This window comes from Bacteroides sp. D55t1_190419_B8 (assembly GCF_015558905.1).
In the GTDB taxonomy this organism is placed as follows: domain Bacteria; phylum Bacteroidota; class Bacteroidia; order Bacteroidales; family Bacteroidaceae; genus Bacteroides; species Bacteroides vicugnae.
On sequence record NZ_JADMOU010000026.1, the window covers coordinates 11,707 to 37,986 of the forward strand.

At 40.2% G+C, this 26,280-nt stretch carries 22 protein-coding genes; all 22 read right to left on the minus strand.

What is annotated here, in order from left to right:
* Nucleotides 1-55 precede the first annotated feature (55 nt).
* The gene (rfbA, locus tag I2I13_RS18600) at nucleotides 56-961 is read right to left on the minus strand and encodes a glucose-1-phosphate thymidylyltransferase RfbA (RefSeq protein ID WP_195650194.1); all 906 of its coding nucleotides are present in this window, start codon (nucleotides 959-961) and stop codon (nucleotides 56-58) included.
* A gap of 14 nt (nucleotides 962-975) precedes the next feature.
* Entirely contained in the window at nucleotides 976-1,896 is a 921-nt protein-coding gene (locus I2I13_RS18605) for an ATP-grasp fold amidoligase family protein (protein WP_195650195.1), read from the minus strand.
* A gap of 1 nt (nucleotide 1,897) precedes the next feature.
* Entirely contained in the window at nucleotides 1,898-2,731 is an 834-nt protein-coding gene (locus I2I13_RS18610; RefSeq protein WP_195650196.1) for an alpha-1,2-fucosyltransferase, read from the minus strand.
* Complete coding sequence (locus tag I2I13_RS18615; RefSeq protein ID WP_004317928.1) at nucleotides 2,728-3,939, minus strand: glycosyltransferase; 1,212 nt, start codon at nucleotides 3,937-3,939, stop codon at nucleotides 2,728-2,730. Before I2I13_RS18615 ends, I2I13_RS18610 begins: the two co-directional genes overlap by 4 nt.
* A 1-nt stretch (nucleotide 3,940) precedes the next feature.
* Entirely contained in the window at nucleotides 3,941-5,428 is a 1,488-nt protein-coding gene (locus tag I2I13_RS18620) for a lipopolysaccharide biosynthesis protein (protein WP_195650197.1), read from the minus strand.
* Nucleotides 5,429-5,431: 3 nt separating this feature from the next.
* A complete protein-coding gene (locus I2I13_RS18625; protein WP_229095110.1) occupies nucleotides 5,432-6,535 on the minus strand; it encodes a hypothetical protein in 1,104 nt (367 codons plus the stop codon).
* Nucleotides 6,536-6,783: 248 nt separating this feature from the next.
* Nucleotides 6,784-7,674 carry an NAD(P)-dependent oxidoreductase gene (locus I2I13_RS18630; RefSeq protein ID WP_004317925.1) on the minus strand — a complete coding sequence of 297 codons (891 nt, stop codon included), beginning with the start codon at nucleotides 7,672-7,674 and terminating at the stop codon, nucleotides 6,784-6,786.
* A complete protein-coding gene (gene rfbG / locus I2I13_RS18635) occupies nucleotides 7,671-8,750 on the minus strand; it encodes a CDP-glucose 4,6-dehydratase (protein ID WP_004317924.1) in 1,080 nt (359 codons plus the stop codon). The genes I2I13_RS18630 and rfbG overlap by 4 nt, the downstream gene beginning before the upstream one ends.
* Nucleotides 8,751-8,777: 27 nt before the next feature.
* Nucleotides 8,778-9,191, minus strand: coding sequence for a WxcM-like domain-containing protein (locus tag I2I13_RS18640; RefSeq protein WP_115484262.1), 414 nt, complete (start codon nucleotides 9,189-9,191; stop codon nucleotides 8,778-8,780).
* Nucleotides 9,184-9,861 carry a GDSL-type esterase/lipase family protein gene (locus I2I13_RS18645; protein ID WP_195650198.1) on the minus strand — a complete coding sequence of 226 codons (678 nt, stop codon included), beginning with the start codon at nucleotides 9,859-9,861 and terminating at the stop codon, nucleotides 9,184-9,186. The genes I2I13_RS18640 and I2I13_RS18645 overlap by 8 nt, the downstream gene beginning before the upstream one ends.
* Complete coding sequence (locus I2I13_RS18650; protein ID WP_195650199.1) at nucleotides 9,858-10,922, minus strand: acyltransferase family protein; 1,065 nt, start codon at nucleotides 10,920-10,922, stop codon at nucleotides 9,858-9,860. Before I2I13_RS18650 ends, I2I13_RS18645 begins: the two co-directional genes overlap by 4 nt.
* A gap of 9 nt (nucleotides 10,923-10,931) precedes the next feature.
* Nucleotides 10,932-11,756 carry a glucose-1-phosphate cytidylyltransferase gene (rfbF, locus tag I2I13_RS18655; protein WP_044917497.1) on the minus strand — a complete coding sequence of 275 codons (825 nt, stop codon included), beginning with the start codon at nucleotides 11,754-11,756 and terminating at the stop codon, nucleotides 10,932-10,934.
* Nucleotides 11,757-12,382: 626 nt separating this feature from the next.
* A complete protein-coding gene (locus I2I13_RS18660) occupies nucleotides 12,383-13,441 on the minus strand; it encodes a polysaccharide biosynthesis protein (RefSeq protein ID WP_004317919.1) in 1,059 nt (352 codons plus the stop codon).
* A gap of 22 nt (nucleotides 13,442-13,463) precedes the next feature.
* Nucleotides 13,464-14,678, minus strand: coding sequence for an NAD-dependent epimerase/dehydratase family protein (locus tag I2I13_RS18665; protein WP_195650200.1), 1,215 nt, complete (start codon nucleotides 14,676-14,678; stop codon nucleotides 13,464-13,466).
* Nucleotides 14,679-14,689: 11 nt separating this feature from the next.
* A complete protein-coding gene (locus I2I13_RS18670; RefSeq protein WP_115484268.1) occupies nucleotides 14,690-15,874 on the minus strand; it encodes a UDP-N-acetyl glucosamine 2-epimerase in 1,185 nt (394 codons plus the stop codon).
* 88 nt (nucleotides 15,875-15,962) lie between these two features.
* Nucleotides 15,963-17,027: an NAD-dependent epimerase/dehydratase family protein gene (locus I2I13_RS18675; RefSeq protein ID WP_115484269.1), complete on the minus strand. Its 1,065-nt coding sequence runs from the start codon at nucleotides 17,025-17,027 to the stop codon at nucleotides 15,963-15,965.
* A 2-nt stretch (nucleotides 17,028-17,029) separates the two neighbouring features.
* Nucleotides 17,030-18,349, minus strand: a complete 1,320-nt coding sequence (locus tag I2I13_RS18680) for a nucleotide sugar dehydrogenase (protein ID WP_195650201.1) — start codon at nucleotides 18,347-18,349, stop codon at nucleotides 17,030-17,032.
* A 57-nt stretch (nucleotides 18,350-18,406) separates the two neighbouring features.
* Nucleotides 18,407-20,821 (minus strand): polysaccharide biosynthesis tyrosine autokinase, encoded by a 2,415-nt coding sequence (locus I2I13_RS18685; protein WP_195650202.1) that lies wholly within the window; start codon nucleotides 20,819-20,821, stop codon nucleotides 18,407-18,409.
* Nucleotides 20,822-20,830: 9 nt separating this feature from the next.
* A complete protein-coding gene (locus I2I13_RS18690) occupies nucleotides 20,831-21,664 on the minus strand; it encodes a polysaccharide biosynthesis/export family protein (RefSeq protein ID WP_195650203.1) in 834 nt (277 codons plus the stop codon).
* A gap of 16 nt (nucleotides 21,665-21,680) precedes the next feature.
* Complete coding sequence (locus I2I13_RS18695) at nucleotides 21,681-23,609, minus strand: nucleoside-diphosphate sugar epimerase/dehydratase (RefSeq protein WP_195650204.1); 1,929 nt, start codon at nucleotides 23,607-23,609, stop codon at nucleotides 21,681-21,683.
* Nucleotides 23,610-23,935: 326 nt separating this feature from the next.
* Nucleotides 23,936-24,526 carry a UpxY family transcription antiterminator gene (locus tag I2I13_RS18700; RefSeq protein ID WP_195402101.1) on the minus strand — a complete coding sequence of 197 codons (591 nt, stop codon included), beginning with the start codon at nucleotides 24,524-24,526 and terminating at the stop codon, nucleotides 23,936-23,938.
* A 235-nt stretch (nucleotides 24,527-24,761) separates the two neighbouring features.
* On the minus strand, nucleotides 24,762-26,270 hold the full coding sequence (locus I2I13_RS18705; protein WP_195402100.1) for a DUF3078 domain-containing protein: 1,509 nt from the start codon (nucleotides 26,268-26,270) through the stop codon (nucleotides 24,762-24,764).
* Nucleotides 26,271-26,280 lie beyond the last annotated feature (10 nt).

Below are 26,280 nucleotides of genomic sequence, written 5' to 3' on the forward strand. Positions count from 1 at the left end.
CTGTCCGTATTGAACGGAAACATACTTGTCCACCTGTGCAGCCAGTTATCCTTATTTAGTCGAGATTAGGATTACCAGTTTCCTTCATCTCAGCAATAACCTTTAGCAGGTACTGACCATACTGGTTCTTGAGCATAGGCTTTGCAAGCTCACGCATACGTTCCTCGGTAATCCAGCCTTGGCGATATGCGATACCCTCAAGACATGCGACCTTCAAGCCTTGACGTTTCTCCAGCACCTCAATGTATGTTGATGCCTCAGAGAGCGAATCGTGTGTACCAGTATCCAACCAAGCGAATCCACGCCCAAGAGTCTGAACTTTGAGTTCTCCATCTTCAAGGAACTTCTGATTTACGGTAGTGATTTCGTACTCTCCACGAGCGGAAGGCTTGATGTTAGCAGCCACTTCCACAACCTTGTTTGGATAGAAGTAAAGACCAACGACTGCATAATTTGACTTTGGCTTTGCAGGTTTTTCTTCAATAGAGAGACAGTTACCTTCACGGTCGAACTCAGCTACACCATAGCGCTCAGGATCGTTGACCCAATATCCGAAGACGGTGGCTTTCTTCTCCTCGTCAGCAGTACGTACAGCTTCCCTCAGTATCTTGGTGAAGCCGGCACCCTGGAAGATGTTATCGCCAAGAATAAGACAAGCGGAATCATCACCAATGAAGTCCTTACCAATGGTGAATGCCTGTGCAAGACCGTCTGGTGATGGCTGCTCGGCATAAGTGAACTCTACTCCATAATCCGAACCATCACCCAAAAGACGCTTGAACCCAGGGAGATCGTATAGGGTACTGATAATGAGTATTTCTCTGATACCAGCCAACATCAGAACGCTTATAGGATAATACACCATTGGCTTGTCGTAAATAGGCATGAGCTGCTTGCTGATACCTTTGGTGATAGGATACAATCTTGTACCACTACCGCCTGCGAGAACTATACCTTTCATATTAATATTATTTATTATTCTTTATTTGGCAAGGTCAACCACTGACCAAATTTGTAATCCCACTCTTCAGGATCAAATGGAGACATCCCCCCTCCACTATAGAATGTTAGCTCTCCAAAAAATACCTGACCATCAATGTCATAAAAGTCAACTCGAACATGAGGAATATCCTTTGACAGCTTTCTAGCCAACTCCTTCATGTGCTCAAAACCAGCAGGCTTCAAAACAGGCTTTGTAGCGTTTGGATGACCTTTCCGAAAGTCAAGATGATTGAAATCCATATCGAAGAAGTCAAACTTCGTATCTACAGTTGGATCAAGTCTATCTGACGCAATAAAGATGGCTTTAGGCTCGCCATTGAAACAGAAATACTTGTAATCTGTGAGCTCACCAGAATTATCTTCCATATACTTTTCTGCAATTACACGAGGTTTAACATTCTTGTATGGCCACTCTCGAGTTGAATAATAGAATTCGACCTTAAAAGATGCTTTGAGTTTTTTTATTGCAGCCTTTTTGTCGAGTTTGCTTTTATCACGACATACAACCAAACCACCACTATCATGAGTACATTTCAATACGAACTGGTTAGGTAGAGAGTCCCAATCAATGTCATCTACGGAATCCCAAACTCCAAGTGTCGGAATTATATATTTCTCTCCTATGATGGAAGCCACATATTTCTTCGCCTCGTATTTATCAACCATCTTTGAGTACTCGGGATTGCGGTTGTAAATCTTCAGCCATTGAAGCTTCTCGTTAAAGGACTGTGGATTCTTCAGGTTAAGAGGTTTCCCACAAAGACATCGATACTGAATCTTCAGATAGACTTTATCCGAAAGCCATCGACGAAGAGGTGTATAGTCAACGATATAATACAAAAGCCATGGAAGTGCATCTTTAGATGTAAGATGCTGAATTACATAATTTGCCATATTATTTTGAAGTATCTATTAAAAGCCATTCTTTACAGTTAATATTATGCTCACTATTTTTGAACCATTTGCTTGGTGCCACAATGATCTTATCAGTATTATTGTTAAGCCATGCTCCCCACCAAGAAAAAGTACTATTGGCAATGATATTATGCTTGCATTGGGTCATGAGGTACATATCTTGATAGCTATCTTTGCCTTGGTTCCAGTTGACAATCTTGAAATTAACTCTAAATTCCTTCATAAACGAATCGCACCAAGATGGTTCGTTAGAAAATACATAGAAAATAGGATTATCTACTCTATCTTTTATTTGTTCTATAGCTTGGCGATAATAATTCTCATTACAAACACAGTAATATGGAAGTTTCAAGTAATCACCTCTGCGGATATGTATACTAACAGAATTGTTCCCATGCATTTCGTTAGCTGTATCAACATTTTTATTACCAATATTGTGAAATCTATATGCATTAACAACGACATCCTTTATGGACTCGAAGTATTTAGGCGATAACCAATCGCCCATAAGAAATGATTTTTTACTTTCTAATGCATCTGGACAAAAGGTATATGGTTCGTCTATTGTAAGAATACTCTTTGGTTTATACCTTCTTAGCATCTTGATCAATAGACTATGCAACGCTGATGTCTGATTTGGGGAGTCCGGAATATCGAATACAGACTTCAGTTCAAATCCGTTATGCATTTTGTTAGTTTGAAAAAGAGTCGTATCTAAAGAACAACTCTTCCCTTTTGCTTTCATACTCAAAAAAAATGCATATTGAAACATTTGATTGCCTAAACCGCCAGATAGTATTATAGTTTGCTTCATTTTCCCAATATTTCTTTAAGTGTGTTTTTCCAACCTTCCCAATCAGTCATCTGTTGATAGAGTTTATAGGCTCCATCAGAGACGTCCTTATATAAATATTTATTATTAGCAAGTTCATTTATTTGAGCAGCCATAGCAACAGATGTATCAGCTACAAATCCATTATAACCAGATTTAATAATCTCAGGATGAATACCAACTTTATATGTGAATACTGGTTTCTTAAGGCCTAAAACCTCGAGAAGTACGAACTCTGTTGTAGATGGCCAAATGGATGGATTGATTACACCACGACTGGCTGCAATAACTTCTCCAAGGTTCGTCTTCCACGTACATTCATTGCGCATTTCGAGAATACCTTCGTCAACGTATGTCTGTAATCCATAATTATTCAAAGCAAAATCAATACTCTTTTGAGATGCGTATGCAGCGACCACCTTTACGTTCGAATTACAATGCTCCAGCACATCCTTCAACAGATGAATACCCTTATCTATTCGGTTTTGAGCTACAAACACAAAATAGTCTCCCATAGTGGGATTATATTTCTTAAGCTTGTCGCCATTGAAGTAAAGAGGGGTAGTATAGCAATGATCGCGATGGATACCATATCTAACGTAGAAACCAACCTGTTGCTGAGAAGATGTGATGACAGCATCAGCCTTAGTTAATTCTCTCTGAAGTCGATAGCGATTGATTGTGGAATTGAGCTTCTTTATGAACCCTTTCAGCCCTTTATCATTTGATCGTACACAGTTACGGAATAGAGCTTCTTTAAAACCAAGGTCAAGGCACTTAGTGCAAAGGCCCCTCTCATCATTAGCATAATAATTATAGCAGAAGAAATCTTGCATGAAGATTTTGGAGATGACTTTTATTCCCCTTTTACGAGCCATTGACCAATAGATTATACTCTTGTTGGTCACTGATCCCAGTGTAAAGATTGTATCTGGATTGAAATCGTCTAGTACATGCGTGTACTGTTTCTTATGTTTGCCTTGAAACCAATTGGCAGTGAAATTGCATGGATAGCGATAATATAACTTTGTACCATCTTCTTCCACTTTATCCTCAGTCACTTCGTCAGAATAGACTGCGACTGTACACCCAAGTTCAAGGAGAAGTTTCTTGGCTATCTGACTAACGTAAGCTCCCGAGAAGTCGCCAAGATAGGCATCTGGAATAAGTAGAACTCGTTTATTTAACATGTTATCTTTTTCTGAATTTTGATACAAATGAACCAAAGAAAGACCTGTTTGTGAGATAAAGTGCTGTAAAATAAACCATTGAGAATACGACAAAATATCCGACATACATATATATATTGTGGTAGTCAGGACTCAAAACATAATGAAGTATTATAAATGGAACAATGACAACCATCGATTTCAAAAACTCCATTACAAGCATTTTGATTTCCAGAGATAGATACTTGCGCATCAATTTTAAATACCAAACTATGAATAAAAGGCTCACAGCAAGTGTTGCAAGTGGTATAGCGTAAATCTGGGTAGCTTTAATGATGGTCAAAAGAATCCCAATATAAGCTATTGCACATAAAATATCCAACTTTGCCGACTTGTTAATCATACCCCCTGTGTAAAGAATATTGTTACAATATGCTCGGAACTGAAATAGAATCTTAGCTACAACAATCACAATAAGCAACCAAGTTCCCCCATATTTATCAAGACCAACCCAATAGTTAACGACTGATTCCGTAAAACAAATGGAATATAGGCCAACGACAGCAAGCGTAATAGCAAAGAATTGTGTTATATTTCGAAATACATTATTTATTTTCCCTTTATCGCCAGAAGACAATGTTAGAGAGAAAAGGGCAAAGAATGAACCGTTAGTCTGGGAAACAAATCCACATGCCACATAACAAACTTTTGACGTGAGATCGTATACTGCAGCCAAAGCCGGATTCATGAAGTGGGCAATAATGAAGCTTTGAGAATTACCCATTAAAACACTGGATAACTTAGAAAAAAAAGGATAAATACAATCCTTTGCTAAAGACTTACTCTCCGATATCGAATAAATTGGTTTTTGAATAGAATCTCGATTCTGTTTATGTATAATCCACCATCCTTGGCAAGTGAGATTGAGTAAGGCTCTAACCAAATAGCTCATTGCGATAGCGACAACTCCTAAACCGAGGAGAAGGAAAGCAATTAAGGATGCAATAGCCAATAGTCCAGTACATGTATTGATCATACCTACCGCCTTAGTGTCTTGCCATACCTGCGGAAAAGCCCCGAATAAGGACACACAAATAGCGACAGAAGAAGCAAACAATGCTATGATATAAGACAAACGAATTTCAGAAGAAACAGCTTCTTCAACGTTAATCCAATTCGTTATGAAAGGGGCAATACATAAACCAAGAAAAAGGATTCCAAAAGCTATTAATATTGCTGTCACTATATTGGCACCAGCAAGTTTTCCATATCTCTCTTTGTCACCTGAACCTATAGCTGCTGCCATCTTCTGCGTAATCACACTAGAGAATCCACTCTCAAGCAATCCCAACATTGCTACCATATTACCTGTTGCAAGCCATGCTCCATATGTAGATACCGACATATAGTGAAAATATACCGGGACCATCACAACGCCGTTGATAATTACGATAATTGCATTAATGGAGTTAAAGAAGTAATTATATATAGAAGCTTTATAAATACTCATACACTATTTCCATAAATTACTAAAACCTACATTTCCGATCATTAGAATTAATATATTTAAGAAAACTAGAATACTTAATGATAACTTAAAGTAACGCGCATAACCAACGCGCACCTGGTAAAAAAACCAAGGCAGTGTAAATATCAGACCTTCTGATATATAACCAATATGCATCTGTTTTGACAAAAAACCGCTTAGCATAATTCCAAAACCCAAAATGGTCATAGTATCCAAATTTTTAAAAGAGACAGATTTCCAGTTGTGGAATAGTGCAATAAGGTATCCAAACTGGAAAGTACCCATCAAAAAATCCTGTAACTGCCAAGAATATGCAACATTGACTTCTACTGATTTGAAAAATTGAACCCAGGGAAATGGACCAATCATTCCAAATATTATTTTTATTGGAAGTGCTAAATAAGACATAGCATTTACATAACCAGCATTATAATCCTCAGTATTGGCAGAATCTGTAATATTCTTTAAATAAACAAATGCTATTATACCTAAAAAGACATAGAAGAGCTTTAATCCAATATTTTTCGTCCTATTAAAATAGCCCCAAAAGGATGATATACCTGCAATTAAGATATACATCGTTCTTTGATAAAAAGAGACTATTGCAGTTACAATGAAAGAAAAGAACTTTTCAATAGCTGAATTGCTCAATGAAATAAGGACAACACCTATGGAAATAAGGCAGATTCCAAAAGGATCGCGCCATATCATATCATTTAGAAGGAATGAAGGGAAAAACGATGTCCAACCTAATACAAGTTTCTTAGATTCTTCATTCACGCTACTAGACCTACAACACAAAAAATAGATATTTACAGAAGTAAAGAGCGAAGAAAATACATTTAATGGCGAATAATTCATCCATTTATTCTGTAGGAAAAAGAAAGGATAGCTTATAAAATGGTAAATCTCAGGATGAGAATTTTGAAATTCATAAGCATCCATCCAGTAAAAAATGCCACTTGATCTTCTTGCTTCTTGTAAACGTTCTATAGCGTCAAATGTTGTCAAATATTCATGCCAAAATGCGCTAGATGGCTGTCCTGTTCCTACAAAATAATGAGGATCCACAAAGTACAAATAGTGCATTAATCCAATAATTATTTGGGCAATGAATGCAAATACATAATACCTAATATAGAACGAGCCTTTAAGTATTAATTTGACACATACTATCGTTAGAATAAAGAAACAAATGCATGATGCTAAATAACTACTTACCGTTGCTGTTGCAAATGGGCTAAGTGCAATAGGCAATACCACAAACAAAGCAGCTACAATAAATAGTTTATATAGATATGAATTGAATGTTATGTTTTGATACATGAACAATCGGATTAGTAAGTTTCAATTATGTCAACAATATTGATTGTATCTTCAAAGCCTGTAGCCTCATGGAGTTTCTTACCATCAAGTGCCAAATACTTCATACCCACATCGGCACGCTGGACACTTCCGAAGCAGCCTTTTGGTACTTCCTTCCCCATAGCATGATGAATCTCGGTAACAATCTCTTTGACGGTTACGGTTTCCTTGCCCTGGATGTTATAGAGACCGGAAGGAAGGTTCTTCTCGAATGCCAATGCGAGCATACGAGGAACTTCATTCACATGGATGTACTGACGGGTCTGATCACCTGCAGTAAAGTGGAGTTCTTCGCCATTACGAATTGCATTGATAACGTATGGGATGAGACGCTTTGGATTTTCACCTGCTCCATAGATTGTAGGAATATAGAAATGCCAGTGAGTGAAGTCGTGCTTATAAGAAGCAACGAACTTACTCAACATGCGTTTGCTGACGGTATAGTCGTTAGGAGCAGTACACATTGAGGTAAGAACGTCTTCCTCTGTGAAGAAGCGCTCTTCTTTAGTTTCTCCCATTTCGAATACGCTACCGAAGGTAACAAATCGACCTTGGTAGTTGAGTTCTTTCAACTTGTTGCAGATAGTGACAGGAGCAGTTACATTGAGGTTATAAATGAGGTTGAAGCCTTCCTTGAGGTTTGCCTGAATACCTGCACCAATGGCATAAATGATTATATCAGAATCCATGAGACCAGAACAATCGAGCTCTGCATCCATGAGGTTCACTTTATAGAAATTGTCATACTTGTGACCAACAGGTTCATCAAGTCCGTACATATCCAAAGCCCATCCGGCTTCGTTGGCATATTTAGCAATGGCTGTTGAGAGGAAGCCATTTGTTCCTAATATCGAAATCTTCATCCTATAAACTTATTGATCTCCTCCACACAGAGGTCATATACATTTTCTGTCTTATAGCGCTTGTACCAGTCGGAAGTGAGGACTGCACACTCTTTGGCATTCAAACGAGGCTTCCAGCCGAGACGGGTCTTTGCCTTGTTGATGTTGAGCATCAAGAGGTTTGCCTCATGGAGGGCATTAGGATCGCTTACGTCCTTCAGCTCACCAAAGCCGAAGTTCTCGATGATGGCGGTTGCTACCTCCCAAACGGTCAGGACACTTTCTGCCTCAGGGCCGAAGTTCCAGCCTTCGCAATAACCGGTTGGATCGTTCCACATCTTCTGAGCGAGAAGCATGTAGCCTGAGAGTGGTTCAAGGACATGCTCCCAAGGACGAACTGCCTTAGGAGAACGGATGTCTATAACCTTGGTCGTTTCGAGGGCACGAATGCAGTCTGGAATAATGCGGTCTTTTGCCCAATCACCACCACCGATCACGTTACCTGCACGTACGCTGGCGAGCGATACGGTATGCTTCTTTCCATAGTCAGCAGGATTGAAGAAGGAGCGTCTCCATGACTGGATGGCTACCTCACAAGCGCCCTTTGAAGAAGAGTATGGGTCGTAACCTCCGAATGGATCGGTCTCAACATAACCTTCGAGCTGCTCGCAATTGTCGTAACATTTATCAGTTGTAATCATCACGCCCACTTTTATGCTCTTGATGGCACGAATAGCCTCCATGATGTGAATAGTGCCCATCACGTTCACTTCGTAAGTCTCCACAGGAATCTCATATGAGAGACAAACGAGAGGTTGTGCAGCAAGATGAAAGACTATTTCAGGCTGATATTCAGTAAAGATCTGCTTCATCTTCTCGCCATCGCGAATGTCGGCACGAATGTCTGCTTTAATCTTGTTGCCAATGCCAGAGAGCACAAAGTTATCGCGCTCTGAATATGGGTCAAGACTTACACCTACTACTTCAGCTCCAAGTTCGTGGAGCCAAATGCAAAGCCAAGAGCCCTTGAAACCTGTGTGACCCGTTACGAGCACTTTCTTGCCTTTGAAGAAACCATTATATATATCAATGTTCATTTCTTTAACTTTCAAATTATTAAATCTTTAACCTTTTATCTCGTATGTAATTGTATCCTTTGGATCATACAGTTTATCCGTATAAGCCAAAAGGATAAAGTCCTTATCACCATTGTTCACCACAACGTGAGCTACATTATTAGGAATAAATACCGTGATAGCCTTTACCAAAGACATTTCAATATCGAGACGCTCATGAGTCTCCATGTCCTCCAGTTTGAGAATAGCACTTCCCTCAATGATGGTGAACCACTCTACAGCCTCAGGATGATAATGCCCACCCTTAGCCTGCCCAAGTTTGCCCATGGTGAGATAAACTTCACCAGTATGAGTAGGTATGCCCTCCTCTGTTCCTGTAATTGCTTTCAGAAACCAACCTCTATCATCTGCTATCAACCGACGCTGGATGATGGTAGCCCTTTCTTTCAAAGATTTATTCATATACGTAATCTTTTATTACTTGAAACCATATTTTATATGCATCAGGAAGTAAGTGAACCCCATCGGCAGTATATCTGTTAGGAAGAATATTATCCTCTGCATAAAGTGAGTGTAGATTAATGTATCTGCACTCATATTTTCTACCAATTTGTTCTATGATGCCGTTCGCTTCGATTATCTTTTGGCAGCTAGGAACATTGATATTTTTGATTGCCTTGTTGACAGGAAGGATGGATTGTAAATAGATGACAGTTAACGGCATTGAATCCTTCAGTGATTTTACCAAGGTTTCGTATTCGTTTTCGAAATCATTAAGATCTTGGTTAGTCAAACCATTAATTCCTCCCATAAGAAACACCTTGGCAGGATGTAGTGCCATAACCTGATTGATGCGTTCTGTCATTCCACATAAATCATCACTTGGATAGCCCAAATTACAGATTCGCTTATCGGAAAATTCCGCTTCGAAAAGACCTCCATAGGTAATCGAATTCCCCAAGAATACGATATCGACAGTGTCTCTTAATGAACACAAACTATTTGTCCATCCTTTCAAACACTCTTCTGCCTTCCATTGATAATTGTTTGAGTTAGTAGTAGCCAAATTAATCAATATATAGCCAACAAGCAGTATATTTGCAATAACAGATACAACCGGCAGTTTTCTCATTCGAAAAATCTCTTGAATATGTGTTTATCCAATAGTTGTGAAACCTTATTTTCTACGTGACTAAATATCAACAGACGCAACTTATCTACTGCCAGTGGTATAGACATAGAAAGAACAAAGAGTAGAGATATCCCAATCCAAAAGTTGAATGTAAATCCATGTTGCAAATATAACTCTCGAACTTGACCATAGCAATGAATACCGCCCTCTTGCATCAAGTATATAGACAAGCAAGATGCAGCCAAATAGTTTATTACATTACTTCTGTATTGAATCTTTGTAAACAACATAAACAACGATATCGCACTTATCAACACAAATGGACTATTGTAGCAAAACACACGATAGGTATCTATTCCACTGCGGTGAAGGACAACTGCAAGAATTGCCGTAATGGTGGATGATCCTGCAAACAAAAGCAAATCGTATTTTCTAGCGATGTGTTTGTGATAATATATCTTCAAGTAGCGACCAATCAAATAGAGCATTATAAAATTGGTAAGATTATAACCATCAGTTACAAATGTTACATCTTGCATCCATCCCAAATAGACATTGACAAACAATAATATAAGAATTGTTGTCAACAATGATTTTTTTGTTGCAACCTCGACATACTTATTAATTGGGCTACTCAAGAACATCAGTATGAAGTAATACTGTATAAACCAATAGGTTTTATTGGATATTACAAAAATACCTCTCTGAGCTATTCTGCCAATCGAGCCAATCACCCCCCCCTGTAAACCATTAGTATACAAGTAGTTACAAAATCCCATCATTGCAAAAAATGAGACAACAGAGAATAGCTTAACAAATCCGCTAGCTTTGAACTTAATAGAGAAATAGCCTGAGATCAATATAAATACATCTACAGCTGCAATCAAGAAACTGTCAACTATCAAAGCATAGTCAATCTGTGAAGAAGACAATAACGGAGTTTTACCGAATGACAAGAATCTGTACTGTCCTAAACCGTGAAATATGAAGTGATGGAGTACAATAAATGCCATCACAACCAGTCGCAGTAACTCTATGTTCGATTCTCTCTGCTTTGCCATTACCATAGACTAAATATTGCCGGTTACTTTACGTGCTTCAATAGAAGGAACCTGACGATCCCAACGCTTCCAAGGAGCCTTATCCTGATCTAAAAGGTTCTCAAGCATATTCTTCTCACGGATGTTGTCCATACACTGCCAGAAGCCTTCGTGGATATATGACATCAATTCACCCTTGTTTGCTAATTCAACAAGAGCAGTTTTTTCAAACACACAAGCATCACCATCAAGAAGGTCGAATACCTGTGGTTCGAGAACCATATAGCCCGCATTGATGGGAGCACCATCGCTCGCATTCTTTTCACGAAATGAACGAACAGAGTTGTTTTCGCTAATATCCAGCACGCCCTTATCCTGTACCATCTTAACAGCAGTAAGAGTTGCGAGCTTGCCATGGCTTTTGTGGAACTCAATGAGCTTATCAATCTCTACATCACACACACCATCTCCATAGGTCATGAGGAAAGGCTCATTACCTACATACTCCTGGATACGCTTGATGCGACCACCGGTCATGGTGTTGTAGCCTGTATCAACCACCGTTACCTTCCAAGACTCCATATTGGTCTGGTGTACGGTCATCTCGTTTTTACCATTGCGGTAATCGAAAGTAACATCGGAGTTGTAAAGGAAGTAGTTGGCAAACCACTCCTTGATGTGTTCCTGCTTATAACCAGCGCAGATGATAAACTCAGTATGACCGTAGTAGGCATACTCTTTCATGATGTGCCAAAGGATAGGCATACCACCAATCTCGATCATTGGCTTTGGTTTAAACTGAGACTCCTCAGAAATACGGGAGCCGAAGCCTCCGGCGAGAAGAACGACTTTCATATTAATTACATTTAAAATTATCGGATATAAAAGACGCACATCACTATAAATTGGGTCATATTTCGTGCGAAGTAATATCGAACCCATAGATCCACACGCCTTAAATGTTAACTTGCTAACTGACTTTGTTTTTGAACTAGTAGGAAATATCGAACTTTTGTTCCACCTGTGTGCTGATTAACCTTATTAAAATTCAAATGAAAATCGCTACTGAAATGAGGAAGGCGATTGTTTGGAGATTTTGCCTCACTCAGAAATCAAGAAAAAATCTTTTTAATGATCTGGATGAAAGAATCGGCCTTTACTTAGAAGCTTATTTTGAAATGATTAGAAAAATCGATTAAGGACAATTTGTATAAATGCTATCTCCACCACTGTTTCTGTTGTTTCAGTCAGAAACTCGTAGTCAATGGTATGTCTCCTATAGTTTTCAAACCAAGAGGACGTTCTTTCCACAATCTATCCTTTAGGAATGACATTGAATTTCTTTGGGGACTGAGAACAACTTCAAATTCCCCACCGAACCTGTCTTTCATCCACATTGCCAAATCTCCTTGACATCTTCCATTAGTAAGAATTATAATTAGCCGACTAATTAACAGATAAATATCTATTGTTTAATCATGTCAAAACAGCTTCTTAGCCAAGTTAGGAATACCAGCTAATTCGTTCTGGATGTACTCAAGATTTGCAATCTTAACCTTGGTCTCTTCAAGATTCAGGCGGCGGGTGTTATCTGAATTAAATTCAGTTAACTCACAGCGTTTCTCATCACCTTCTGTGAAATACTTATCGTAATTTAAACTGCGGTTATCAGCTGGCACGCGATAGAAGTCACCCATATCCTCTGCCTTGGCGCACTCCTCATTGGTGAGGAGAGTTTCGTACATCTTCTCTCCATGACGGATGCCGATGACCTTGATATCTTCTTTCTTGCCGCCAAAAAGCTCACATACGGCTTCGGCCTGGGTCTGGATGGTGCAGGCTGGTGCTTTCTGAACAAGGATATCACCATTTTGACCATGTTCGAAGGCGAAGAGAACGAGATCGACGGCCTCTTCGAGTGACATAATGAAGCGGGTCATTTTGGACTCGGTGAGGGTTATTGGGTTGCCGTTACGAATTTGGTCTATCCAGAGAGGAATAACAGAACCGCGAGAGCACATCACATTACCATAGCGTGTGCAGCAGATTTTTGTTTCACCTGAGTAGCGTGACTTTGCGACTGCAATCTTCTCCTCAATAGCCTTAGTGATACCCATGGCGTTAATAGGATATGCAGCCTTGTCGGTTGAGAGGCAGATGACGGCCTTCACACCTGCTTCGATAGCTGCGGTGAGGACATTATCTGTACCGATGACATTGGTCTTGACGGCTTCCATTGGGAAGAACTCACAAGAAGGAACCTGCTTGAGGGCGGCTGCATGGAAGATGTAGTCTACACCAGGCATTGCGTCCTTACAAGACTGAAGGTTGCGAACATCGCCAATGAAAAACTTAATCTTGCCTGCGTACTCAGGATATTTAGCCTGATACTCATGACGCATATCGTCCTGCTTCTTCTCATCGCGTGAAAAGATGCGAATCTCCTTGATGTCGGTCTGGAGGAAACGATTCAAAACAGCATTACCAAATGAACCTGTGCCTCCAGTAATCATAAGGGTTTTACCTGCAAAAATTGACATAATTGTATGATGTTATTATTTGTTATTCTTTTACTACCTTATCAAAAAATGTATCAGGTCTCTCTGGATTGAAAATCTCGTTACAATACATGACAGTAACAAGGTTTTGCGTATCAGAGAGGTTGATGATGTTGTGGGTATAGCCAGGAAGCATGATGACGCTCTGGATTTTGTCACCTGACACTTCATATTCGAGAATCTCTCCATTTGGATCATTCTCATTACGAAGCTGAATAAGTCCATGACCACTAACTACGATAAACTGCTCCCATTTGGTATGATGCCAATGTTCTCCCTTGGTAATTCCTGGTTTGGAGATATTGATGCTGACCTGACCGCAATTTAAGGTATGAACAAGTTCCGTGAAACTACCTCTGTTATCAACGTTCATCTTCAAATCGAAGATTGCCTTTTCCTTTGGGAGATAACTGAGGAAAGTGCTATAGAGTCGTTTTGCGAATGAGTGGGCAGGTATCTCAGGAATCATCAGAGTTTTAGGCATCTCTGCAAACTTGTGAAGAAGGTCGACAATCTCTCCGAGCTTGACATGATGAGTGATTGGTGCTGCGCAATAGCGACCTTCCCGAGTGAAGACTGCTTTAACTCCATCAAACTCGCAATGATGCTCTTCTCCCTTCAAAGTACAGATCATTTCCTCTACCAAGTCATCAATGTAGAGGAGCTCCATTTCTACGTTAGGATCATTTACTATGATTGGTAGATCATTAGCTATGTTATTACAGAACGTGGCTATAGCACTATTGTAGTTTGGTCGACACCACTTGCCATAAAGATTAGGGAAACGATAAACCAATACTTTTGCTCCAGTCTCTTCGCCATACTGGAACATGAGTTCCTCTCCAGCCTTCTTGCTCTTACCATACTCGCTGGTGCCGAAACGGCCTGAGAGGGTGGCTTGGATAGAGCTACTAATCATCACTGGACAGCTGTTCTTATGCTTCTTGAGGGTGTTCAAGAGGACGGTAGCAAAGCCGAAATTACCTTCCATAAACTCCTTTGAGTCTTGTGGACGGTTGACACCAGCAAGATTGAAGACAAAATCACAATCTTTACACCATGCGTCAAGTTGCTCAAAAGTAGAGTCGATGTCGTACTCATAAACCTCACCAATGGCAAGGTCTTCATAACACTTTGTCTTACCAGTCTTGATGTTATTGAGTTGTGCACAAAGATTTTTGCCCACAAAACCCTTAGCTCCTGTTACTAATACTTTCATAAATCTGAGATTTAGAATTTACGCCAAACCATTTTGTTGACTACACCTACGTATGACTGAATAATCTTAACTACCTTGGTGCTGACGTTCTCATCAGTATAGTTTGGTACTGGAGTTCCATAATCACCGTTCTTGACAAGTTCAACTGCAATATCAACTGACTGGAGAAGGCCATTAGTATCAATTCCAGAAAGGATGAAACCAGCCTTGTCGAGCGATTCTGGTCTTTCGGTAGAAGTACGAATGCAAACAGCAGGGAATGGATAACCTACGCTAGTAAAGAAACTACTCTCTTCTGGAAGTGTACCGGAGTCAGATACCACGGCATAAGCCTTCATCTGGAGACAGTTGTAGTCGTGGAAGCCGAGAGGCTGCTGTACCTGTACGCGAGGATCGAGTTGGAAGCTAGAAGCTACGAGACGGTTACGTGAACGAGGGTGGCAGCTGTAGAGGATAGGCATGTCGTATTTCTCAGCCATAGCATTGATAGCATTGAAGAGAGAGAGGAAATTCTTATCGGTATCGATATTCTCTTCTCTATGAGCTGAAAGAAGGATGTACTTTCCCTTCTTCAGTCCAAGGCGCTGATGAACATCCGAAGCTTCAATCTCTGCTAAATTCTGATGAAGAACCTCTGCCATTGGCGAACCTGTGACATAAGTGCGCTCGCGTGGAAGTCCGCACTCCGCAAGGTAGCGACGTGCGTGTTCCGAATATGCAAGGTTGACATCTGAGATAATGTCTACTATGCGACGGTTGGTCTCTTCTGGGAGGCATTCGTCTTTACAACGATTACCTGCCTCCATATGGAAAATAGGGATATGAAGTCGCTTTGCTCCGATGACGCTCAAACAACTGTTTGTATCACCCAAAACGAGAACTGCATCAGGCCTAGTAGCTACCATAAGCTTATAGCTGGCATTAATAATATTTCCACAAGTTGCTCCGAGATCATCGCCTACGGCATTCATATAAACTTCAGGATCTTTGAGTTTTAGGTCCTTGAAGAACACGCCATTGAGGTTATAATCATAGTTCTGACCAGTGTGAGCAAGGATAACGTCAAAATACCGACGTGCCTTGTTAATGACGGCAGCAAGACGGATAATCTCTGGACGTGTACCGACAATAATCAGCAGTTTTAGTTTGCCATTATTCTGGAAACTGACGTTTGAATAGTCTATTCTGAGTTCCATAAACGTATGTTATATATTCTATTTCTGTTATTTCAATCGGGCAACCGATTCGATGATTTATATCGATCTAGTTGCCCGCATTTCATTCTTAATCATTAGTACTATAGCATTTTGCATACCACTCTGCGAACGCTCTCAAACCATCTCGAAGTGGTGTTGACGGTCTGAAATCAAAATCTTGCTCAAGAGGTATGGTATCGGCGAATGTAACAGGAACATCGCCTAGTTGCATCGGAACGAGTTCCTTATGAGCCTCAAAATCATAATCGGCAGGGAGAACTTTAGCGGTAATTAGTTCCTCTTGAAGGATAGTCACAAAATCGAGCAGATTCTCTGGCGAGTTATTGCCAATGTTATATACTTTATATGGAGGAATTGGCAATCCATCCTCACCATTCTGCTTTTCTGGTGCGTGTTGCATAATGCGTACTACCCCCTCAACAATGTCATCAATGTAGGTAAAATCACGCTTACAATTACCGTAGTTAAAGATCTGAATAGTCTTACCTTCACGAAGTTTATTGGTGAACCCGAAATACGCCATATCCGGACGACCTGCAGGACCATAAACCGTAAAGAAACGCAAGCCTGTGGATGGAATATTGTAGAGTTTTGAGTATGCGTGAGCCATTAACTCATTACTCTTCTTTGTTGCTGCATAAAGGCTAACCGGGTTGTCAACCTTGTCATCAGTTGAATACGGAATTTTCTTGTTACTGCCATAGACTGATGATGAAGAAGCATAAACCAAATGCTCCACCTCATGATGACGGCAGGCTTCAAGGATATTATAGAAACCGATAATATTACTTTGGATATAGGCATCGGGATTGGTGATACTGTAACGGACACCCGCCTGGGCGGCAAGATTTACGACAACAGAGATTTTGTTTTCAGAGAAAATTTTCTTTACCACATCCTTGTCGGCAATCGAGGCACGGACAAAAGTCCAGTCACGGTTTAACAACTCGATCTCCTTGAGACGTTCGTACTTGATATTGACATCGTAATAATCGGTGATGGAATCAATACCGATTAGCTTGATATTTCGGAAATCATAGAAAAGACGCCTGACAAGATTACTCCCTATAAAACCGGCAGCACCTGTTACGAGCACTGTCTTTCCATCCAGCTCTACATTATATGGCAACATGGTCAGTCCCTTCTAAAAATATCACGTGTATAAACCTTGTCTGCCACATCTTCCAAATTGTTGTCAAAACGGTTGGCTATGATAGCCTTGCTCTGCGCCTTGAATCCGGCAAGATCGTTAACGACCCTGCTGCCAAAAAATGTAGTCCCATCCTCAAGCGTGGGTTCATAGATGATCACTTCCGCACCCTTTGCCTTGATACGTTTCATTATACCTTGAATGGCAGACTGGCGGAAATTGTCAGAGTTCGATTTCATGGTCAGACGATATACACCGATGACACAGGCATGCTCTTTGGATACATCCCATTGTCCGTTCCCTGTATAATAGCCCGCCATACGGAGTACCGCGTCGGCTATATAGTCCTTACGGGTCTTGTTTGACTCCACGATAGCGGACATCATATTCTGGGGAACATCCTGATAGTTGGCAAGGAGTTGCTTGGTATCTTTCGGCAGGCAGTAACCGCCATAACCAAATGAGGGATTGTTATAATGTGTCCCGATACGTGGGTCAAGACCTACGCCCTCAATGATGGCTTTACTGTCCAATCCTTTCATTTCAGCGTATGTGTCAAGTTCATTGAAATAGCTGACACGGAGAGCCAGGTAGGTGTTGGCGAAGAGCTTGACTGCTTCAGCCTCTTTCATGCCCATGAAGAGTGTATCAATATTTTCTTTGATAGCCCCTTCCTGCAAAAGGGCGGCAAATATTTTAGCTGCTTCCTCCAACATAGTGACATCCGTAACGGAACAGATCGCCTCATTTTCTTCCGCAAACTCCGGACGATCGATGATCTTCGGATAACCTACGATGATACGGCTCGGATAAAGGTTGTCATAAAGAGCCTTGCTTTCACGAAGGAACTCCGGTGAGAACAGCAGGTTGAACTTCTTTACTCCTTTTTGGGCGTACTTTACATAAAGGTTACGGGTATAACCCACAGGAATCGTTGACTTGATGACCATTACGGCATCCGGATTCACCTCAAGCACAAGGTCGATAACCTCCTCCACGCGGCTCGTATCGAAATAATTCTTCACCGGGTCATAGTTTGTGGGAGCAGCTATTACCACAAAGTCGGCATCAGCGTAGGCTGACCTCCCGTCCAAAGTAGCAACAAGTTTCAAAGGCTTTTCAGCTAGATACTTCTCGATATAATCGTCTTGAATAGGAGAAATCCTATGATTTAGTTTCTCTACTTTTTCAGGGATCACATCCACCGACATTACATGATGATGTTGTGATAGTAGTGTCGCTATGCTCAGTCCAACATATCCTGTACCGGCTACTGCGATCTTAATGTCTTTGAAATCACGCATATTTTATTTGATTTGTTTTTCTAATATTACAGACCTAATATTCATTCCAGAAACCTGTTACGCTTTATTTCCATGTTTTTCTTCGTATCTATAACCATAACGCTTGCCATAGCCATAATACTTGCCATATTTACCATAGCCATAATAATAGCCATACTTCTTTTTCTGAAGATCCAAACCGTTAATGACAATACAGAGATTAGGTAATTTATTGTTTTCAGAAAGCTCATTAATCAAAGTAAACTCTGCCTTACGGGTATAATCGGCACGGCATACATAGACCGACAAATCAGCAGTACGACCTATCAGCAAGGTGTCGGTTACCATACCCACGGGAGCGGTGTCCAGAATCACATAATCAAAGTTGGTCTTCAATGTTTCAATAACCTTCTCCAATCCGTCACGGGCCAACAGTTCCGTTGGATTGGGAGGAACTGCTCCACCGGGAAGAATAAACAGATTCTTGTTGATATCAGAAGGCTGTACTAAATCCATCAGATTAACAGTTGGATTAGTCAAAAATTGAGTAATACCATGTTCTTTTCTAGAAAGATTGAATACTTTATTCAATCCCGGTTTGCGAATGTCAAGACCTACTATCACAACCTTTTTACCTAACAAAGAAAGACTAATAGCCAAATTAGATGATACAAAAGACTTACCTTCACCACTGATGGTAGAAGTCACCAGAATCACATTCTTGCCATTTTCAAGTATAAACTGAAGATTAGTACGAACATTTCGGAAAGTCTCACTCATCAGATTATTCTGATTCTCAAATACAGCTATAGAACCGGACTTTTCATCTGCTAACGGAATATCACCAATAACAGGAAGCGAGGTTAACTTTTCAACATCAACACGTCCCTCAATCTTGAATTTAGTCAATCCAATCAAATAAATGATACCTACCGGAAGACCTACCCCCAGCAGTAAGGCGGCAAGATAGACCATCATATTTTTAGGAGAAACCGGATTATTATCTGCTAACGCTTCATCAATAATCTTGGCATTATTTGCAGTAGCTGCCAAAGTGATAGCATTCTCCTCACGTTTTTGTAATAACATCAAATATAGTCCAGCCTTGATTTCCTGCTGCCGGGCGATACTTACGAACTGACGTTCCTGGGTCGGAGCGTCATTAATGCGACGGGAATAGCGGTTCGCCTCACGGGCAAGGTCTTCTTTGGTTATCTGCAATCCTTTCAATGTAGCATCCAGCGTAGCCTGTACATTGCTCCGCATCGCACGGATACTAGTATCCAAATTTATGATCGTCGGATTATTCTCGGTTGATGTACGGAGCAAACGCTTTCTTTCAACCAACATTTCATTATATCTGTCTATTGCACCAGCTGATGCCGCATCCTGTAATCCAATATTACTTGGCAAGACCTCATATTCATTACCTTGCATATAGCGTTGCAAATCCATCACCAAATTGATTTGAGTCTGGTTTTCCACACGCTTCTTTTCATATTCAGCATTACCGGTTAAGGCTATTTGCGCCTCACTGCTCAAATCTGTAATTCCGGCGCTACGCTTGAAGTTCTCCAAGTCTTGTTCTGTACTTCCAAGTTCCTTGGAAATAATGCCGATACGTTCGTCGATGAATTCTGCGGTTTTTTGGGCTACCTCATTCTTGTCATTATTGGCATTGATATTGTACATTTCAAGTAACTTATTGATAAAATCCTTGCCACGCCGAGCATTGGAATTTTTCAATGATATAACCACAACAGAAGTCATCTTCGATGTAGGAGATATTGACAGAGAATTAGCATATCCTTTCGCTACAGAAGAAGGACTGTTAATAAAAGCCGTAATATGCCGTTCTTGTGTTACACTTTCCGGCCGAACTGACGATAGTGTATCATTATTTACAAAGAAAGCAACTGTACCTTCATCTGTTGGAAACACAGCGGGTAACTTCTCAAATTGTTTCCGATATTCCTTTTCCCCCATTATAATCTGTACATCCATCGCACCCGCAGGTTGCAAAGTCATATTTACCTTCATCGAATGCGGAAGCTTATCCGCTTCTTGCGGAGTCAAGCTCACCACTACAGGCGAAGTACGGTAAAGTTCCCTACTGGGAAACTCATCTTCATCCTTATAAGTCACAAACAAGCCTAAATGATTGACCACCTCTCTTGCTAACGACTTAGAACGTAAAACTTCTATTTCATTATCTACATTATTTGACGAAGAAACAAAACCATCCAGTCCCATTCTTTCCAATTCAGAGGACATACTTGCCCCACTGCCTTTCTTGTCATCTTTAATCAAAACAGTGGCAGAAATATTATAAACTGGTGTTGCTAGTCGCAAGTACCCCCATGCACAGGCAATACAAATAACTACCGATACTACAAACCAAGGCCAATGAATCAGATAACGAAAAAGAATCTCCAGAATATTCACCTGCTCTTCTGATTGTTCACCTCGTTTTTCTCTTTTTTCCTCAATCATATGATACTACTATTTGAAGATTGTTACTAATAAACTCGCCAGTGATACCAGAATAGAAGTAGCGGAGAACCACAAACTAGTACTGTTACCGATATCGGAGTTACGTGCTTTTGCTTTATTAGGAGTCACATAAACAATGTCATTCTGTTGTAACCAGTAATATGGGGAAAGAATTGTCTCCGCTTTGTTTAAATCTAACGTCACAATCTCCTGTTTGCCATTAGCACCCTCACGAATCAGTTTAACATTATCACGAACTCCCCAGACAGTCATATCACCTGCCATAGCAAGAGCTTCCAGCAGATTCACTTTTTCATTGCTGATCGTAAATGTACCAGGACGGGCAACTTCACCCAGTACAGAAATTTTATAATTTACCATGCGGACGGTTACGATCGGAGTTTCTTTGATATAAGGTTTTAATTTATCCACTATCAGTTGTTCAGCCTCTTTCTTCGTTAGTCCTCCTACATTCAATTCACCCAAAACAGGAAAATTAATCTTTCCTTCATTATCCACTAAATAAGGTTGTAGGACGGACTGAGTTGTCAACTGTGTATTTCCAGTAGCCACACTAGCAGGACTAGCTACCGTCAGATTGAAAGGAACCGCCAGCTCCGGACTAGTACACGAAACCACAATAGTAAGTAGATCTTTAGGCATTATTTTGGCGTCATACAAATTTTCCTGTTGAGCTGTCTGTTCCATAACTTCCACATCCTGCAAGTAAGGCACCTTTTTGTATGACTGACAAGACGCAAGTAAAAATATCGTAATCAGGCAGGTAAATACATTGCGTCCCATGCCTTGTACATTCATATACATATAAAATGGTTTATTCATAAAATCTTCTAGTTTATTATTCTTTATCTAAAACTTCAAATCGCGGAGAATTCTTTGATTTGAACTCCGGGACTATTTTCTTCATCAACCGCACGGTATCCATGATCTTTACCGCACGCGACAACTTTTCAAATTCTGCATAAGTATCAAGAATATCTGCATACTCATACCGACGAACTTTGGCTATCATGATTTTCTTATTCTCCGTCGGGATTGTATTTTCTTTATCGCTCAACACCTCTTCATAAAGTTTCTCACCCGGACGTAAGCCCGTAAATTCTATTTTTATGTCTTCATCCGGACGATAGCCAGCCAATTCGATCATACGAGTCGCCAGATCAACAATCTTGACAGCTTTTCCCATCTCAAAGACAAAGATCTCATTGCCCTCACCCATTGTGGCGGCCTCCATTACCAGACGGCAAGCTTCGGGAATGGTCATAAAGAAACGGATGATATCAGGATGAGTAACAGTGACAGGACCACCATTCTCAATTTGTTCTTTAAAACGAGGAATGACAGAACCGTTACTACCCAATACATTACCAAAGCGGGTGGTGATAAATTTTGTATGACCTTTCACTTTTCCCTCACGGATAGCACATCCCAGACTTTGAACATAGATTTCAGCTAAACGCTTGGAACAGCCCATTACATTAGTAGGATTTACAGCTTTATCCGTAGACACCATAATCATCTTTTCAGCACCATATTCCACAGCCATATCAGCCACCTGACGAGAACCGGTCACATTGACAAGTACAGCTTCACAAGGATTTTCTTCCATCAAAGGCACATGTTTATAAGCAGCAGCATGAAAAACAATTTGAGGATGATACAATTCAAATACCATACGAACGCATTCCTTCACACGCACATCACCAATCACCGGAACAAAATCTATATTTGGATATTTTTTCTCAAACTCAAGACGGACATTATGCAAAGGTGTTTCTGCAGAGTCGAACATGATAAGTTTCTGAATTCCCATCTGCACCAACTGACGGCAAAGTTCACTACCAATACTCCCTGCCGCACCAGTCACCAACACCACTTTTCCCCTGAATTCTTCTGCAACCTGACGAAGGTTGATATTTATTTCGGCACGGCCCAGCAAATCCTCAATCTTAATGGGACGTACCCACTGATGAAAGTTTCCGTCAGAATCCGCTTCACTGATAGTAGGAGCTATCAATGTTTTAAGTTCATTGTTTTTACAATATTCCAAAAGTCGTTTTTCTTCCAGGCGGGTATCTTCATAACGGGCAAACAGAATCCCCTTAATTCCGCGCTTCCGCATGATATAATCAACATCCGATTCATTTTCAAAGTAATAAACGGGAAGATCTGCCAATCGGCGTCGGCTGTTATTTTTACCATATACATAAAAACCGGTTACTTTATAATGTGCACTATCCCTAAGACGTAACTTCAAGGCTACACTCTCTTCATTAGTACCATAAATAAGAATACGTGTGTTCTTTTTATTCACCCAATCCAATAAAAAATCATAGACGATTATCAATGATACACGGAAGGTCGTCAAGATCACTAAAGTCAATAAACCGTCAAATAGAAGATAGGATATTTTATAATTGTATGGCAATTGGGTCTCATATATAAATCCAAAAGAAATAATGGCCAAACAGGCAATTTTAAATAAAACGGCACACATGATACGCCAAAGTTCACGTGCCTGTGAAAAACGAATCGTATTACGATAAGTATGGAATAATAAAGAGCCTGCAACACTTGCCACCAAAGAAACGCAAGCAAACTTACAAAGCATCCAGTCGGTCATTGGAACACGCGCCATATAATGAATTACCGCATAAGCAACCAATGAGCATAATACAGAAATTGCCGTGTCAATACCTAAAATAACCCAATAACTGAAATAATTTTTGCGGGCATATTGCACTATGCCCTTCAATGTCTTTTCCATTATAGTATAAATGAATAAAATAATATTTCGAAATTTGATTTATCTGATTGATTACGATCAGTACAAGGGCTATGACTACGATTTCCATGTTGGGATAGCCCAACAGAGAATATCTTCATCTTTCGATACGTACATACATTTTCACACTATATCTTTCAAAAGATATAATTCATAATACTTTTATGGATTTTTATTTTTGAGAGAGGTCATCGATAAATATATCCACTGTTTTGTTACCGATGTCAGATAGACTGCCTGCTATTTTACAGACTTTCATTACATTTTTGCAGTAAAATCCCCATACCCCTATAAAATAGATTGATTACTCAATCACGTAAATCCCCATTTTCAGATACCGGTTCTACACATCCCACCGGTATATCTACACATGCACACCCCAACATTGTCAATCGAACAGCAACTTTCGATTTCCCATTTACATTTACTAATTCCCCTTCCAGTCCAGCCAATGGTCCCTTGATTACCCGTACTTTTTCTCCCGGAGCCAATGGAGATGTACTCATACTAATCGTTTCATCCGAATAGTCGAGCATAAACTTAAATCGCAACATTTGTTGGTCAGGAATAACAGCCGGAGTACTCTCCCCACGTAATACCATGTAACGGCTGATAGCTGATAAAGTTAAGACTTCTTTTTGTTCTTGCAGATCAACGTGAACGAAGATCATCATCGGAAGTAGCACCCGATCGACAACTTTACGACGGTCACTCCATTGATGGACTTCTTGTTGAATTGGAAGGAAATTTTCGATCCCCATTTTCGTAAGCCGCTCGCTCGTTTTTTTCTCGTGACAGATACGCACAATGGCCACCAACCAACGTTTTGAGCGTGCTACGCCTCTGCCAATCACATCTGTTGGCAGAAGATTCCGATCGTCATTTTTCTTAATGATCATGTATTTTTACCCCTCATTTTTCCGTTACTTCCTAGGTAACGGATTGAATTCGGTGACAAAGATAGACAAAATTATAAATAATAAACAAGAAAATACTTTTCTTTTTTTACAAACAGACTGAATTAAACTTTTTTCTGCATCTATTTTGATCATCCCTGCAGGAAGCATATTTCTCAAAAATAAATCAGGCGTGAAAAATTCATTCCACGCCTGATTTATTTACCTTATAATTTATTTACCACTTATAATTGATACCGAAACTAAGCAATTCTTTCAACTGGAAGAAACTATCTCCTTCAGTCGGTTTGGAGCTGTCATCAAAACGGGTATGTATATAGAGCTTGGTAGAAAGATAACGGTTTAATACGAAATTGAACGTATTCTCCCACTCTACACGTGCCCAATGATAGTTGGTCAGGCAATTGAGACGAGACTCTAAAGTCACCGCAGAAATGATAGTCCAATTGAGTGTTGATTGTAACTGGGAACCAAAGTCATTTTTGGAGCATTTTCCTTTGTCTAAGCCAAACTTAGTTTCATCCACTTCAGAATTACCAATATAACGCAAGTTGTAAGTCAACGGCGCCATAAACACGGAAAGATTAAATTTCTTCTTACTCAACTTATAATCCATACCGACACTGACCGCCAAATCTGCCGGAGACAAGAAAGACGAAACCAATTCTTCACTGTTAGCTTTATATCCGTTGAAGAACTGTGTTTTAAACTCGGAAGAAATGGTATAATACCAATTCTTGAAAGCTCTCAAACCTAATTTATTATATATGCGGAATTGGTCAGTGTTAAAAAGGTATTTATGATATTCATCTGACGGAGTGGAGGTCATACCCACTTTAGCTTCCAACTGGTTCTCAAACAAGACCTTTTCATTGTCATTATAATTGGCAAAAATCTGGAAAGTGGCCAATCCGGAGAAGTTACTTTCACCTCCTTTATACCAGTTATCCGAAAGGTGGTTCTGACTGATCTGCAACGATCCGTTACCTCCGGTCACCCACCAGTTCGGCCGACTAATCTTCATATTGGCTTTCCCTACATTATCATCCATATTTTCCGGTTGAAACAGATGAATAACGTTTGCTTTGGGAGATATTTTCGGCTTCACATCGTGACGGAATACATCACGACTCATGATGCGGTCTTCTGTAGTGACAACCAAGTTCGGACGTTCCAAATAAAGATCCATCAATGCACTGTTCACTATTTTCTCGGCACGCTGGGTTTTGGTAAATGCCAGGGTATCATAAGGCAGAAGTTCCGCTGTCAGTTGAGGAGTGGTGTCCCATTGCATAGGCTTCCATTCCAATTTCGAATATTGTGCCATCGGAGCATAATAATATGCCAATGGTGTGAACAGACGAAAATAATCGGGATCAGACGGAATATAACGTGGCGGCACAGACAGGTCGTTCAAATAATCTAATTGCGCGACATACTTATTATATAAATAAGAAACGGTATCCAGTTTCGGAGTCGGCCCCGACATATTCAGTTTGAGCATCAAATATTTCTGAAGCTCCGCCGAAAGCGTATCTGCTTTCACAACTCTGGCTTTTGCCACAACTGTTGAAGATTTAACCGTTTTGGCAGGTTTAATCACTTCAGGAGCAGGCTGCAGAGAGTCAGTCGGAAGTGAAGCGGATTCGACAGGTTCCTGCGCAAAAAGCGATAACGATAAGATTGACAGGATAAACGCTGAACATAAAGTAGTAATTCTCATCATATTTGTCTAT

Bases quoted from the DNA above. Each gene is read 5' to 3' on its own strand.
- I2I13_RS18685 (WP_195650202.1), bottom strand. From the start codon at position 20,821: ATGATTGAGGAAAAAAGAGAAAAACGAGGTGAACAATCAGAAGAGCAG.
- I2I13_RS18680 (WP_195650201.1), bottom strand. From the start codon at position 18,349: ATGCGTGATTTCAAAGACATTAAGATCGCAGTAGCCGGTACAGGATAT.
- I2I13_RS18675 (WP_115484269.1), bottom strand. From the start codon at position 17,027: ATGTTGCCATATAATGTAGAGCTGGATGGAAAGACAGTGCTCGTAACA.
- I2I13_RS18630 (WP_004317925.1), bottom strand. From the start codon at position 7,674: ATGAAGATTTCGATATTAGGAACAAATGGCTTCCTCTCAACAGCCATT.
- I2I13_RS18605 (WP_195650195.1), bottom strand. From the start codon at position 1,896: ATGGCAAATTATGTAATTCAGCATCTTACATCTAAAGATGCACTTCCA.
- I2I13_RS18660 (WP_004317919.1), bottom strand. From the start codon at position 13,441: ATGTCAATTTTTGCAGGTAAAACCCTTATGATTACTGGAGGCACAGGT.
- rfbA (WP_195650194.1), bottom strand. From the start codon at position 961: ATGAAAGGTATAGTTCTCGCAGGCGGTAGTGGTACAAGATTGTATCCT.
- I2I13_RS18700 (WP_195402101.1), bottom strand. From the start codon at position 24,526: ATGATCATTAAGAAAAATGACGATCGGAATCTTCTGCCAACAGATGTG.
- I2I13_RS18705 (WP_195402100.1), bottom strand. From the start codon at position 26,270: ATGATGAGAATTACTACTTTATGTTCAGCGTTTATCCTGTCAATCTTA.
- I2I13_RS18695 (WP_195650204.1), bottom strand. From the start codon at position 23,609: ATGGAAAAGACATTGAAGGGCATAGTGCAATATGCCCGCAAAAATTAT.
- I2I13_RS18625 (WP_229095110.1), bottom strand. From the start codon at position 6,535: ATGCACTATTTGTACTTTGTGGATCCTCATTATTTTGTAGGAACAGGA.
- I2I13_RS18665 (WP_195650200.1), bottom strand. From the start codon at position 14,678: ATGAAAGTATTAGTAACAGGAGCTAAGGGTTTTGTGGGCAAAAATCTT.
- rfbF (WP_044917497.1), bottom strand. From the start codon at position 11,756: ATGAAAGTCGTTCTTCTCGCCGGAGGCTTCGGCTCCCGTATTTCTGAG.
- rfbG (WP_004317924.1), bottom strand. From the start codon at position 8,750: ATGAACATTGATATATATAATGGTTTCTTCAAAGGCAAGAAAGTGCTC.
- I2I13_RS18610 (WP_195650196.1), bottom strand. From the start codon at position 2,731: ATGAAGCAAACTATAATACTATCTGGCGGTTTAGGCAATCAAATGTTT.
- I2I13_RS18670 (WP_115484268.1), bottom strand. From the start codon at position 15,874: ATGGAACTCAGAATAGACTATTCAAACGTCAGTTTCCAGAATAATGGC.
- I2I13_RS18615 (WP_004317928.1), bottom strand. From the start codon at position 3,939: ATGTTAAATAAACGAGTTCTACTTATTCCAGATGCCTATCTTGGCGAC.
- I2I13_RS18645 (WP_195650198.1), bottom strand. From the start codon at position 9,861: ATGAGAAAACTGCCGGTTGTATCTGTTATTGCAAATATACTGCTTGTT.
- I2I13_RS18640 (WP_115484262.1), bottom strand. From the start codon at position 9,191: ATGAATAAATCTTTGAAAGAAAGGGCTACCATCATCCAGCGTCGGTTG.
- I2I13_RS18690 (WP_195650203.1), bottom strand. From the start codon at position 21,664: ATGAATAAACCATTTTATATGTATATGAATGTACAAGGCATGGGACGC.
- I2I13_RS18620 (WP_195650197.1), bottom strand. From the start codon at position 5,428: ATGAGTATTTATAAAGCTTCTATATATAATTACTTCTTTAACTCCATT.
- I2I13_RS18650 (WP_195650199.1), bottom strand. From the start codon at position 10,922: ATGGCAAAGCAGAGAGAATCGAACATAGAGTTACTGCGACTGGTTGTG.